Source organism: Vulcanisaeta sp. EB80 (assembly GCF_002078205.2).
Map to the genome: position 1 here is coordinate 1 of NZ_LCWN02000064.1, position 12499 is coordinate 12499.

Here is a 12499-nt window from a genome sequence, read left to right on the forward strand (position 1 = left end):
ACTAATCAAGTCAGGATTGTTATAGTACCTACCAATACCCTCAACACCCCTCCTCAACAGGTAAGCACCATAAAGGGCTACGCCCATACTAACTAACGTATAGACGATGCGCATTACTACCACATAGTCACTAAGTCCAGTGGTGAGGTATAGCTCAATGATGGATATGGCCGATGAAACTCCAATGTAAATGAAAAACCAGTAGAATAACCATGAGGAACCACGAAAAGCAAGTTCGACAGACCTCAACAGTCCAGCCACATCCCTACCAGACCAATTACTCATCACATAACTAATGATTCAGCCACTTAAAACATTGCTGTTGAGGAGTATTGTGGATTGGTTTGGTGAGAAGTTAAGGCGGTGAATTACTGGGACCTGCTCAATTCGTCGATGACGTCCTTGGTTACGTTAATGACCCTGACACTCCTCTCAATAGCCTTCCTAACAATCTCAATCCTCTTCCTAAGACCCACGGTCCTGCCTATTACGATCGCCTCCTTCGTTGGATCAACCTTATCCACATCCTCCGGCCTATGCACAGTCACTAGCTTAAACCCAGTCGGGTGTAGGTTCCTGACTAGCCTGGGCTTTCCATAACCAATCTTAACCCTCTTCGGGTAACCCTTAATCTCGAGCCTTATCTTATTATCATTGCCCTTAGGCCTACGCCAACTCTCCCTGTGGGCAACCCTAAGAAACCTCCACTCATCCATACTCATCCACCTAGGCTCCCTCCTCTCCATCAAGACCCTAACCCTCATCAAACGCCTCAACCTACCACTAAGCGAAACCCTTGGCCTAGGCAGCTTAACCTCAACAGATTTAGCCTCGGCTGGCCTAACCTCCTGAACAGCCTGCTGTTGCTGCTGAACCTGCTCGGCACCCTGCTGCCCAGCGGGTTGCTGCGACTCCTGCGCAGCCTGCTGCCCCTGACCTCCCTGCTCCGTGGGTTGCTCAGGCTTGGTCTCCGTGGACATCGCAGAACCACCTAATTAACACCTTTTTAAATTTACTATTAGTAAACGTACGCTATGAGAACACCACCAACATTGAGCTGCCTAGCCTCCAGGTGGGACAAAACGCCCTTAGACGTGCTTAGTATCAGGATACCAACATTCCTAGCCGGTAGATACTTCTCCTCCCATGTACGCAACTCGGAAGCCTTAGCATTAAACCTAGGCTTTATTGCGCCAACGTCATTTATCTTACCGAGGAGCTGGACCTTGAACTTACCACCCCTACCGTCCTCAATAAACTCAATCTCACCAACATAACCATACCTCTGCATAACCCTAAGAACATTACCAACAAGCTTGGAAGACGGCCAAATAATCACCTCCCTATGGCCCCTAGCCTCCGCATTCTTAATCATAACCAACGCATTAGACAACACGTCAAGCAGCACCATACAACCCACGCAGTAAAGGCATAGAATAAAAACTTTACTGGAAATCAGCGAAGGACCACATCATCACAAACTCAGCCGTACTCCCTAACATCACCCAAGGTAAGGGAAGGGGCGAGTTTTAAATTCCTAACAAATCCGTGTGTTAAATCAATTGTCCATATTTAATACCTAAACCCCCAGCACGGGCGCTTCCTTCCTATACCTGGTTAATTGAACCCAGACTAGGAGGAGCATTAAAGGTATCTCTAGTAACGGGCCTATTGCTGTAATAATGGGTACAAACGCGTATTTTGCGAATGCCGTTACTGCAATGGCTATCGCTACCTCGAAATCCCTGGCAGCCACTGAATACCCTATTGCAGTTGAGTCCGCGTAATTATATCCCAGTTTCCTTGATGTGTAGTAGCCTATGTGAAACAGTACGAAGTAGAAGGTGAGCATTACAATAGCCATCATCCATATTAGGTTTGGATATTCCATGATTCCATATCCCTCGCCCCAGAATATGACGACTATTGTGAACAGAAGCGCTATAGTCTGCACATTATCTAGCACCTTCAGAACCCTCGAGAAATACGCCTTCCCCTGTAGCAGATACCTAGTAACTACACCAGCAGCGAGGGGAATGGCTAGATACTCCAGCACACTTTCCAGTATTAATATGGGATTAACGAATACGGTAGTTCTTGTCAATAGCCAAACATAGACAGGCGTCGTGAAGATCTGTATAATGGAGTTCCACGCAACAAATGAAACGCCAAGGGGTAAGTTACCCCTTGAGAGGTCTGTCCATACTATCACCATGGCTATGCAAGGTGCAGCCCCAAGTAGTACAACCCCTACAAACGCCTGGCTAGCAACAGTAGAATTCACGAGGCCCAATGCCCTGAATATTATTACGAAGAAGAAATATCCAAGTCCACCCACCAGGAACGGGTCTATCGCATAGTTTAGCGCAACCATTAAGCCTACCTTCTTTGCGTCCGTTAAGCTCTTCGCAAGCTCATTCACCCTGATTTTCACCATGGCTGGGTAAATCATGAAGAACAACCCTACGGGTATACCGTACGTGGACACCAAACCGCTAAAACTGGTTAGATGTACCCCTAACTCGAGCCCAAGTACTATCGCGATGGCAACAAATATGGGGAATAGAATTGCCTTTAAACCTAGTGCCCCGAGGATGCTAGCATTGTTCCCTTGGCCTGAATTACCCATACCTGATCAGCTAACCGACCAGTTGGTCAGTATTTATAAATTGTTCCCCAAGTTATTTTAACGATTAATGGTTATCTTAATGAGTGCCTCTAGGTAGGTTTTCTTATCTACTCCTGGTAGGTTAATGACGTAGCAGAGGAGCCCTCCCATGAATGCCCTTATCCTCACAACATCCTCAGCACTATCGCTATTGAAGACGCGCCTACTAACCTCAGCAACAAGAGGTCCACACAATTCCCTACTACTTGCCGCTAATTCCTCATAATTACCCATTAAAGATATCGTGCGTAGGAAGAGCATTCTCATTGTGGAGTCGCTGTACTTCTCAAGGTACCTACTCCCAATGCATCTAAGGATTTCCTCACCATTACCCTCACTTAGGCAATTAGTCACAATGTCATGAGGTAGACTTTTCTTAGCAACCTCCAGGATTAACCGATCCTTAGTATTGAAATGCCAAAAAATAATCCCCTTAGAAACCCCAGCCCTCTCACATATGTGATCTACAGGAGCATCAAAACCTTCCTCAGCAAATACCTCTATCGCAGCCTGCAGTATCCTCTCCCTCATCAACTCCTTATTCCTAATCCTCGCTCCCGGTCTCATAAACTACACCAGTGGAAAATCCAAATCATGAATTTATAATGTTTTTTAATAATTTTAATCACCGATCTGCTACTCACATGAGGAGTTCTATTATGAAGAGTACGCCTGTGATTGCTGCGAATGCCCAAAATGTTACGGTGAATCCTATTATGGATGCCATGTAGCCCACAAGGGGCATTAGGGCTGACATTATCATCATTGATGAGCTGAAGAATGATGTTGATGTCGCTATCTCCTCAGGCTTAAATACCGTGTTTGCTATCTGGAGTCCCAGAGTCCAGGAGATTCCATCAGGTATTCCAGCGATTAGGAAGGCTAGGACTAGGAATATTACCGAGACTGAGCTAAGGGCTAGAAGCACCGCGGCCACCAACGCAATTGTTACTGCAAACACTAAGTATGGTCTCCTATTCTGTATTGGAGACTTTAACCTAATTATGAGCCTGGTCACTACGTCACCAACGAACATTGCCGCAAGTAGGTAGAAGGTTGTTGATGCAGATAGCCCCAGCATTTCGCCGTAAATCCCCCCGAAACTCATGATTATGAAGAATGGTATTGTGTACGTGAACGCCACCACAACTGCCCAGTTATACTCCCTACTTCTGAACAGGGATCTTATACTTGCCCTACCGCTATGCCCCTTCGCCTCCATGTACTTCAATGCATACCTACCCCTAAGTGCTGCGACAAATGGTATTGCAATAAAAGCCATTACCGCGAATATGAGGAATAGCTCCCTTATACCGAGACCGAGCAAGTAACCGGTGGTGAACGGCGCCACTATTAATGCTAACGCAACCCAGAATGAGAATGCCGCCTGCTCAACCTGCCTCTTCCACTGCTCCACCGATGCCATCCCAGCCATGGTCATGAAGGAATCCATAATTATGCCGCTTAGGAATCCATCAATAGTCATTAATGTGTATGCCTCGGCATAACCATGTATTACAATGTAGAGCGGCATTGTGATTCCAAGGAGTGGTAGTGAGATTAATTCAACAGTTTTAAGTTGACTGGGCTTGAACTCCCTCATCAGAAACGCCGCTATGGCGAACGCGACTGTGAAGAGGGCAAATCCTATACCAACCTCAAAGGAGTTCATACTGAAGGACTCGGCTAAATTCCATATTGATGTTTGGTAGAACTGCAACAGATATCTTCCAAGAAACGCCGCAACTATTATCAACCATTCAGCACCACTTATCAGCCCAAAGTCAAGGCCCACTTTCCTTAAACTCCTTCCCTGGTTTACACCTGGTTTACCCATACCTGGTCAGTTAACTGACTGACTGGACAGTTTATAAACCTTTTCCTCCTAGGGCCCAGCATCTACAATTACGTCACGATCATTCACGATAATGCAAGCCTTACACTAAAGGGTTTCGTTGATAAAAACAAGAGGGGCGAGGCTGCTAAGCCTTAGCTCAACCCTGAGTGGCGTCTCGTGGAAGTGAGGTGCTTTTCTGTGGTGTTGAGGGTTTCACTGTGAATGCCGTATCTGTGCCTACGGATGCCTTGTCCATGACTAATTCATCCTATCTTTAAGCTTGGTCAGTACGTATGCGTGACAAACACGGAACAAGCCTCGCCCCTTCTTGTCGTGAGTGGCTTTTAAGTTTGGTTGTTTGTTTTCTTGTGGATGTTGCGTAGGGCTGTGGCTGTCGAGTTTGAGGTCACCAAAGAGCTCAATAAGCTACTCTACTCCGTTGAGACCACGTACCTCAACATCGTTCGTGAAGTCGTTGAATACGCTGTTGTGAATAATGTTTTAAGCGCAACACAGCTCCAAAGGCTATTTTATCACAGGTATAGGCAGGAGTACCCAAGCCTTAACTCGCAATTGACCATCCAAGCCATTAGGCAAGCGTCTGAAATCGCGAAGTCATTCATGGAGGAGAGGAGGAAGGGCTTGGCGTATAAGCCCTATCCTGAGGTTAGGAGCGTCTCATTGAGGTTTACGGAGAAGGCATGGAATTATGGGAAGTTCATCGGCTCAACAGCACCGGTTAGGCTTGAGCTATCCCTACTTGGTGGGAGGAGGGTTGTTTGGTTGAGGTTGCACAAGCGCTTCTGGCAATACTGGTGGAGGATACTAAACGGGGAGGCAGAACTAGCGTCAACGTTGATTGTTAAGCGTAGGGCTAACAAGTGGTATGCAATTTTTGTCTTTGAGCTGAAGCCTAGGGTGGAGGAGCCAGAATCAATTGTTGCCTTCGACATAAACGAGAACACGGTAGCAGTGGGTAAGATCGACCTACCATCCACCGTGGGCAAGGTGGTTGATTGGAATAGGCAATACGCAACACCACAGCTCTACATGATAAGGACGGACTTCGGCAGATTAGCTAGACGGTATGAGAGGGTTAGGAATGCAATTATCGAGAGGCTAAAACCACACTTCGCGTTACCGAATGGTAAATACGTGAACGTAACGAACACTAGGGAATACAGGAAGTTTGTAAAAAGGCTACGTGAGAGGGATAGGAAGGTTGGTAGGGTTAGGCAAATCGCCAATGAACTAACAAAGACACCAGCAATAATCATAACCGAGGAGCTTGGTGATAACCCGCAGGAATCGATGATTGAGGATGTTGGGAAGGACGAGTTGAGGCATAGAATCAAGCAAATCCCATTCAAGAACATCGAGAAGGCTATCGAAGACAAGGCTTTGGAGCGCGGCTCTAAACCATTCCGTGTCTCATCATACAGAAACAGCAGAGTATGCCCAATACATTTTGTTAAGCTTGAGAGTACCAATGATTGGCACATATTGCAATGCCCACTTGGACACCTCGTGGATAGGGACTACGCATCAGTAACAAACATGGCTTGGAAGCTAACACCAGAGTCCTGGACGAAGAGTGTTTGGTGGAACATGAAGCGAGAAATGAACTGGAGAAAGCACGAAGACAAATCAAACCCAATAATACCACACCCTATCATGCAGTACATACACGCAGTACTAAAGACCTTCAAGGCCAGCGAGGAAAGCCCCGCGGTGCTGGCCCGGGGCAACCCCATGAACCACCACCGGATACAAAATGAAGGTGGCGGCGAGGAAACCTCCCACACCCTTTCAAGGCAGGGAGGAGGTCAGCTGTAGGGGATCATTTATTAAATCCTTAAAGTGATTTGCCTCTGCGTGTTTTCTCGTTATTGTGGGTTTCGATTCTCATTAGTTTCCTTATCATGCGTATTTCTCTCCTTACTTTCCTTAGTTTTTCATGGCTTTTTCAATCTCCGTCCTCGTGTAGTCCCTCAATTTCAATCTCTTAATCAAATCCAATAACTTATTATTAACCTGTCACAGGGAAGTTCCGCCATGAAGAATAGTCTGTGGCTATTGTGAACGCCTAACAATAAAACCAATTACCTGCGGTTCATAGCGGCAAATTGAAAATTAGACTAAACCCGCAAGTATTTTCGCTAGCACGAATGTTATTATGGACACTATTGCGTATTTTACATAAAGTGTTCTCATGCGGTTCATTAGATATGAGCCACAAAATCCTCCTAAAACACCTCCTATCAACACCACAACCCACAACCCATAATCTATCCCCCTCAATAAAAACAGATATGGTAAAACCGCTTGCAGAACTAAATAGTGCCACATACCCCGCTGTGGCCGAGACCTTCTTCGCATCTCTCTCTATCAAAGTCAGGACCGGTAAAATTATCATTCCCCCTCCCACACCTAATAAGCCACCAAGAAATCCTGCAATAGCTCCTACAAGTACACCGAGCATATACCCTCTAATGCTCCCATAGAACCTACCCGACTCTTCCTTCACCCTTCCCCTTACCAAATTATATAATGTATACATTAGAAATACCGCGAATACCCAAAGCAACACTTTCCTTGGGGTATGGATCCCCACGTACGCCCCTATTGGAGCCATGATAACTGCGGGAATTAAGAAAACAGTTCCTAGCTTCCATAAAACCTTGCCCCTTCTTGCATTATTTACTGTGGCTGTAGATAGTGAGAATACGTTCAAAAGAAGCCCTGTAGCTGCCGCAATTGAAAATGGTATATCCATTGAGTAATATATTGGAATTAAAGTATTGGCGGCACCCACACCTGCAATTGCAAAAATCATAGAAATGATCCAGGTTATAATAAAAACTACGGCATATAAGGAAGATGAGTACATATTTTCATTACCTCATCTTCCTTTCCCTGTATTTTTCGATATCATAACAATGCGGACATAGCATTTTTCCATTGAGTATTCTGATATAATTTTCAAATACGTACTCTCCACAAACCCTACATACTAACCTAGTCGAGGTTTTCCTGGGAGGATTATAATTAAAGTCCTTGAGAAACTCATAATCGAACAGTTCCTCATAATCCTTTGAGAGTACGTAATTTACGACATCATCAACTACCTCTTTAGGAACTTGAGATGCAGGTACCCCAGATGCTCTGTATTTAAAGAACTCAAACCTATCTAATTCATCGAGGATCTCCGTCTTGACTCTTACCCTAACGGCACCCTTACCTGGTTTATAAACGATTATAGTCAGCTTCCCGTATTGTAACCTCCTATAATTCCCCTTGCCGTATGTACACCCAGTAGCTACTTGTACGCCATCATCAAAACATCCCTGATGGTGCTCATCTCCTGTTTCGGAAAAAACATAGGTACCCTCATCCTTTTCCCTATCTATTTCAAGAATCTTCAAAGCGTATTTTCCCGCTAAATAGCCTAGTACCGATGCAGGGCATCTATGACCATGAAACTCGAAAAACCACCCCGGTATTTCATGTTTAATTCCTGACCTATTCATACTCTGGATCATCAAATTGACCAAATAGTCAAATATATAAAGTTTATTCTACCTCGCACAGCAATAAGCATAAGTTCATAAAAAGGAACTTTAATTTAAAACTGTTCTTAACACTTCCTGTCAGTGTTATTTCCTAACATGTTATAAGTTCTACCATAAGTAAAGGATAAGTTATGTGCCAACGCTGGAGTGATTCTCGACCAAGCAATAGTACTTAGAACTCATACTTCAGGCTGAAGAAGATATATAAGCAAGATAATGGCATAAACCAATAAGGGATTTAAAATAAATCAAATAGTTACTGTTGATTACGGATTTTTCCTGACCACCAAGACTGGTATGGGTGACTTTGATATGACCTTCAGCGTAACACTGCCTATAAAGAAGTCTTCAACATATCCGTAACCCCTGTGCCCCATCATTATCATATCAAATTTTCCAGTATTAGCCCGCTCAAGTATTATTTTTGCTGGGTCTCCTACAGCTATTTCATAGCTTACCTCATAAGGCCCAAATGATGATATCGTTTTTATCAACTCTCTCATTTTACTTTCAGCAGCCTTCTTCCCACTTTCTATTACATCTTCTGTAACAAAATCACTCACTTCGGACAGGCTAAGGGGTACTACGTGCAGAAGTGTTATGCTACTAACGTTGTTTAGCCTGCTGAGTCCCTCACGTATCCACTCCTCTGTTCCTCTAGAAAAATCAAGTGGAACCAGGATGTTTAAACCGGTCTTATTCACGACACCTCCGGCACTTAATTCCTGCACCTCAACAACTTCACTTATTTCCTTTTCTTCACTCACAACGCCTCTGGTAGGTATTCTTTCTACCTCAAGTATTTCTTCAATTTCTTTCCTAGCGCCATAGTAGTTTATTATTTTCTCCCTGAGCTTTATGAACGTTATTATGAATACTACTTGAAAAGCCGGTAGGAGAGAGGGCGGCATGGATGCCAAAAATGCAACCTGAGGGCCGAGGGGTGCGAGTGCCAAGGCGCTGAGTGCTATGGCTGTAGCTTCATTCTTTGGAATACCAGTAAGTATTGCGACCATGGATGAACTGTATGGCGATTTACTGCTTAGCTTAACGTACTTAAACAGTATAGTAAAAACAGTGAGTGAGACGGAACCAAAGACCATGGCGGAATAGAATACGCCAAGCACATCCATAATGTGGGTAATCAACACATCGGCATGGGCAAAGAATATTGTGAAGATTATCGTTATCATGCCAAGCATCGTAAGAGTCGGGAATAGAGGACTTATCCTTCTGAATTTTTCCTGCCCCATTTTTCTAATCATCGCTTCACGTGCGGGTATGGCGAGAGCCAGCGGTACAATTAATATTTCAATAATGGTAATAACTAGGTTCATTTCGATCTTAGAAATCGTAGCACTAGAAAGTGCAAGTCGTCCACTTGCAAGAAAGCTATGGATATACAGCGATGTCTCGATAGGAATCAGCGCGAGCGAGAGGAAAAATGAGAGAGCAACCATGGCCGTCGCCGCACTTATGTCCGCCATCATTAACCCCACATATCCAATGCTCATCGATGAGCAAGGGACAACCCACGCCAAGAACAATCCAAGCCTTACATAGGGGTTATTGAGAAACAGGATTCCTAGAAGCACCGCCATCAGGGGCCCATAGACAAAGTTAAGTAATACCACGGCAGTGACGAGTTTTCCGTTTCTAAATGCGTACCCCAGCGCTTTAATATTAAGCATCAGCATCATTGGGAAGATCATTACATATATTGATGCCAACATAACGTTTTGAAGCAAGACCTCATTACTTCGTACCCAAACCGCATCATAGTAACCCGCTATTAAGCCTATGATTATTGCTAATCCAACATAGAGCCCAAGAAACTTATCCAGGTGATCCCTAACCCTTTCAAGATTAGTTCTTTGACTTAGACGTAGATTATTCGTAGAACTCACGGAAAAATGCTAATTGACCAGTCGGTTTATAAATTTTACGTGTTAAGTAATTCTTACGATCCATTACTTTATTTCCACCTTTTCAAAGAATGATTGTGGTAACTCAATAATTAGGTGGGGATTTTGTTGGAGTTTCACATCAAGTTCCTCCTTTATCCTCCCTGAAGCAACGAGTTTCTTAGCAAGCTCCCTTACCTCTGATATGCTTGGGAATGTTATTGCATCCCAGAGGCAAGCAATCTGGCAGTTATTACACCCAACCATGCAATTTTCAGGAACTAACACAACAGCCTTCCTCCTCTCTTCATCATAACCAAACACATTCCTTCTTTCCGAACACTGAACCACGCACATGTCGCATCCAACGCACTTATTCACATCTATTTTAGGACCCCAGTTTATGAGTTTTCTATCGATGCCGTGCCACTTACTAAATTCTGGGTTAGGATCAGTTTTAGTAATTCCTTTCTCGATCGATACCTTATGATCAGGGTACTTATTGAGCCTTTCCCCAAGCTCCCTCTTGACTGTGGGATATACCTTCTCCTTAATAATTATTGAGTGAATGAACTTCTTTGGGTCATCAGGGAATGTTATTGCGTCTTCGGGGCAGAGTTTTGCGCATGTTGTACAGCCTAGGACGCAATTACCTGGGTTCGCAACTATGGGCAGCTTCCCTCAGGATACCACCTAAACACGTCATTACCACAAGTAAGGAGACAGAGACCACATTCAGTGCATTTATCATAGTCAATCCTAGGAAACCACACGTACTTCAACCTATCTACACCATGCCAAGTTTTACTCATACCCTGATCACCGAGTTTTAGACTGATCAGTCAGTAAATAAAACGCTTGGTAAGTGCAGAATTTACACACCTTCACTTACCATGGCACAGTAATAGCACTCAGGACAACAGTCCGAGAAACAATGCTATAGGGTTAATGTGCATTATAGTTATGAAGCACCGTAATTACATTTATCTACAAGTAATCACAACCACCAAGAAGCATTAACAAATCAGAAACAACCCAGAGATAAGAGAACTCACTAAGAAATTCATTGACAGAATGCAGAATATATAAACAGAAAAAGAAAGGAACTACCGAGTCATCTCATAACCTCTTATCCTGATCCATTAAATGAATTGCTCAATGGCATGATGGAGGGGTTGGTCGATATATTCATTATTAAAAATGAAGAACTGGACAGTTTCCTAAAATACGTTAATGAATTACAAAAGCAAAATTTTATGGCTTGGTCCAAGCGACGTGTTAATGATGGCGTCAGCATTAGCAGATAAGGAGTGTGAAGGATTCATGACTCGCGATAAAAAGATCCTGAGGTCAATAAATGATCCAAAAAGCAAAATTAAAGAGGTCTTCATTAGGGCAGGTAAGTATTTCTACAATGAAGAACTGGAACGCATAAGTTTCGATTAATAATATCATTTTAGTCATTAAAATCACACATAACTTGAAACCACATCATCTTGAAAACATGAATACCTAGAAATAAATTGAGAATATAATCGCTGGTGCCCCGGCCGGGATTTGAACCCGGGTCACGGGCTCGAGAGGCCCGCATACTTGACCGGGCTATACTACCGGGGCGTTTCATACATGTCTTTAGGTGCTTTAAACTTTTCCCCGTGGATACGGAGTTGTAGGGCTTCTATTGCGTCGTTTCCCTTTGGGCTATCAGGGCATTCTCTGCATGCATAAACGTATATATTAAATTCGGTATCCTTGGTTGGCGTTTTCGGTATTCATTAGCGCCATGAGACGTACTGCGTTGCCTGTTTATATATAGGTTTCTGTATTACCTGCCATTACTCATGAGCACCTTAGTAACAGCATTGCATAGCTTAGATTTCACGAATTTGTTGCGGATATCTAGGTAATAACCGTGATGCCATCATCATGGTGCACTACCAATTAAGGCTACTTCTAAACATAAAGCATGTAATACTCGCTCTTTTCTATCCTGCCTGTCACTGGGTCGACCTTTAGGCCCAGCATTTCTAATGTATCGACGCCTATCACGGGTGTAGCGTTGCTAAGTGCCATTATCCTGGCTGGTCCCTTCCTACCTTCAATCTCAACCTCGACCATAAAGACCTTAGCCTTAACGACTCTTCCATCGCCAAGTTTTAGCTCGGCTTCAAGTGGTGTTTCATAGAAGCGTTTCTCGGCAATGTCCAGTGGCATTATTGTGAATGTGGCGCCTGTATCTACGAGTACCTTATCCATGATTAATTCATCCTTACCCCTAAACCTAACTGATACATACACGTGGCCCACAGGGAATATCTTTGTGCAATTTATAAAATGTTTTTGTTTTCCGTGGTTTCATCGTAATGCTTTTTGCAAAATTTATTGCGTCGTCTCATTATTGCGTGTTGTTATCTTCATAAGCCTTCTTACCATGCGTATCTCCCTCCTTACTTTCCTTAATTTCTTCATTGCCTTCGTAACCTCAGCCCTGGTGTATCCCCTCAACTTTAATTCCTTG

General features: G+C 43.8%; 14 protein-coding genes and 1 tRNA gene. 2 read left to right on the forward strand and 13 right to left on the reverse strand.

All coding sequences use genetic code 11. From position 1 onward, the window contains the following. From B7L70_RS09920 to B7L70_RS09945, 6 genes are all read right to left on the reverse strand, one after another. On the reverse strand, positions 1 to 285 hold a 285-nt coding region (locus B7L70_RS09920), incomplete at its 3' end, for a hypothetical protein (RefSeq protein WP_143701618.1). An 83-nt stretch (positions 286 to 368) separates the two neighbouring features. Further along, positions 369 to 980 (reverse strand): 50S ribosomal protein L32e, encoded by a 612-nt coding sequence (locus tag B7L70_RS09925; RefSeq protein ID WP_081227802.1) that lies wholly within the window; start codon positions 978 to 980, stop codon positions 369 to 371. A 38-nt stretch (positions 981 to 1018) separates the two neighbouring features. Then, positions 1019 to 1411 carry a 30S ribosomal protein S8 gene (locus B7L70_RS09930; RefSeq protein WP_081227032.1) on the reverse strand — a complete coding sequence of 131 codons (393 nt, stop codon included), beginning with the start codon at positions 1409 to 1411 and terminating at the stop codon, positions 1019 to 1021. A 168-nt stretch (positions 1412 to 1579) separates the two neighbouring features. Continuing rightward, on the reverse strand, positions 1580 to 2629 hold the full coding sequence (locus tag B7L70_RS09935) for an arsenic resistance protein (protein WP_081227803.1): 1050 nt from the start codon (positions 2627 to 2629) through the stop codon (positions 1580 to 1582). Between the two features lie 57 nt (positions 2630 to 2686). After that, complete coding sequence (locus B7L70_RS09940; protein WP_081227804.1) at positions 2687 to 3235, reverse strand: TetR/AcrR family transcriptional regulator; 549 nt, start codon at positions 3233 to 3235, stop codon at positions 2687 to 2689. Positions 3236 to 3308: 73 nt separating this feature from the next. After that, positions 3309 to 4505: an MFS transporter gene (locus B7L70_RS09945; protein ID WP_081227806.1), complete on the reverse strand. Its 1197-nt coding sequence runs from the start codon at positions 4503 to 4505 to the stop codon at positions 3309 to 3311. 372 nt (positions 4506 to 4877) lie between these two features. Here B7L70_RS09945 and B7L70_RS09950 point away from each other — a divergent pair, with 372 nt between their 5' ends. Then, positions 4878 to 6341 carry a zinc ribbon domain-containing protein gene (locus tag B7L70_RS09950; RefSeq protein ID WP_081227809.1) on the forward strand — a complete coding sequence of 488 codons (1464 nt, stop codon included), beginning with the start codon at positions 4878 to 4880 and terminating at the stop codon, positions 6339 to 6341. A gap of 277 nt (positions 6342 to 6618) precedes the next feature. Here the strand turns inward: B7L70_RS09950 and B7L70_RS09955 are convergent, their stop codons facing one another. The 5 genes from B7L70_RS09955 to B7L70_RS13780 all read right to left on the reverse strand — a co-directional run bounded on the left by B7L70_RS09955 (position 6619) and on the right by B7L70_RS13780 (position 10793). Beyond that, the gene (locus tag B7L70_RS09955; protein WP_202908728.1) at positions 6619 to 7395 is read right to left on the reverse strand and encodes a sulfite exporter TauE/SafE family protein; all 777 of its coding nucleotides are present in this window, start codon (positions 7393 to 7395) and stop codon (positions 6619 to 6621) included. 7 nt (positions 7396 to 7402) lie between these two features. After that, positions 7403 to 8047 carry an FmdE family protein gene (locus tag B7L70_RS09960; RefSeq protein WP_081227811.1) on the reverse strand — a complete coding sequence of 215 codons (645 nt, stop codon included), beginning with the start codon at positions 8045 to 8047 and terminating at the stop codon, positions 7403 to 7405. Between the two features lie 296 nt (positions 8048 to 8343). Further along, on the reverse strand, positions 8344 to 9984 hold the full coding sequence (locus tag B7L70_RS09965) for a universal stress protein (RefSeq protein ID WP_081227814.1): 1641 nt from the start codon (positions 9982 to 9984) through the stop codon (positions 8344 to 8346). A gap of 63 nt (positions 9985 to 10047) precedes the next feature. Continuing rightward, the gene (locus tag B7L70_RS09970) at positions 10048 to 10362 is read right to left on the reverse strand and encodes a ferredoxin family protein (RefSeq protein ID WP_202908729.1); all 315 of its coding nucleotides are present in this window, start codon (positions 10360 to 10362) and stop codon (positions 10048 to 10050) included. A gap of 284 nt (positions 10363 to 10646) precedes the next feature. Then, a complete protein-coding gene (locus B7L70_RS13780; protein ID WP_081227819.1) occupies positions 10647 to 10793 on the reverse strand; it encodes a ferredoxin family protein in 147 nt (48 codons plus the stop codon). Positions 10794 to 11265: 472 nt separating this feature from the next. Here B7L70_RS13780 and B7L70_RS13510 point away from each other — a divergent pair, with 472 nt between their 5' ends. After that, positions 11266 to 11427, forward strand: a complete 162-nt coding sequence (locus B7L70_RS13510; RefSeq protein ID WP_162009155.1) for a hypothetical protein — start codon at positions 11266 to 11268, stop codon at positions 11425 to 11427. Between the two features lie 93 nt (positions 11428 to 11520). Here the strand turns inward: B7L70_RS13510 and B7L70_RS09985 are convergent. Both B7L70_RS09985 and B7L70_RS09990 read right to left on the reverse strand, forming a co-directional pair. Beyond that, positions 11521 to 11598 (reverse strand) — tRNA-Glu (locus B7L70_RS09985). Between the two features lie 336 nt (positions 11599 to 11934). Next, on the reverse strand, positions 11935 to 12288 hold the full coding sequence (locus tag B7L70_RS09990; RefSeq protein ID WP_081227823.1) for a hypothetical protein: 354 nt from the start codon (positions 12286 to 12288) through the stop codon (positions 11935 to 11937). Between the last annotated feature and the right edge of the window lie 211 nt (positions 12289 to 12499).

What these genes read in the sequence shown, in the direction of transcription:
- B7L70_RS09925 (WP_081227802.1), bottom strand. Translation starts at nt 980, where the DNA reads ATGTCCACGGAGACCAAGCCTGAGCAACCCACGGAGCAGGGAGGTCAG.
- B7L70_RS09930 (WP_081227032.1), bottom strand. Translation starts at nt 1,411, where the DNA reads ATGGTGCTGCTTGACGTGTTGTCTAATGCGTTGGTTATGATTAAGAAT.
- B7L70_RS09935 (WP_081227803.1), bottom strand. Translation starts at nt 2,629, where the DNA reads ATGGGTAATTCAGGCCAAGGGAACAATGCTAGCATCCTCGGGGCACTA.
- B7L70_RS09940 (WP_081227804.1), bottom strand. Translation starts at nt 3,235, where the DNA reads ATGAGACCGGGAGCGAGGATTAGGAATAAGGAGTTGATGAGGGAGAGG.
- B7L70_RS09945 (WP_081227806.1), bottom strand. Translation starts at nt 4,505, where the DNA reads ATGGGTAAACCAGGTGTAAACCAGGGAAGGAGTTTAAGGAAAGTGGGC.
- B7L70_RS09950 (WP_081227809.1), top strand. Translation starts at nt 4,878, where the DNA reads ATGTTGCGTAGGGCTGTGGCTGTCGAGTTTGAGGTCACCAAAGAGCTC.
- B7L70_RS09955 (WP_202908728.1), bottom strand. Translation starts at nt 7,395, where the DNA reads ATGTACTCATCTTCCTTATATGCCGTAGTTTTTATTATAACCTGGATC.
- B7L70_RS09960 (WP_081227811.1), bottom strand. Translation starts at nt 8,047, where the DNA reads ATGATCCAGAGTATGAATAGGTCAGGAATTAAACATGAAATACCGGGG.
- B7L70_RS13780 (WP_081227819.1), bottom strand. Translation starts at nt 10,793, where the DNA reads ATGAGTAAAACTTGGCATGGTGTAGATAGGTTGAAGTACGTGTGGTTT.
- B7L70_RS13510 (WP_162009155.1), top strand. Translation starts at nt 11,266, where the DNA reads ATGGCGTCAGCATTAGCAGATAAGGAGTGTGAAGGATTCATGACTCGC.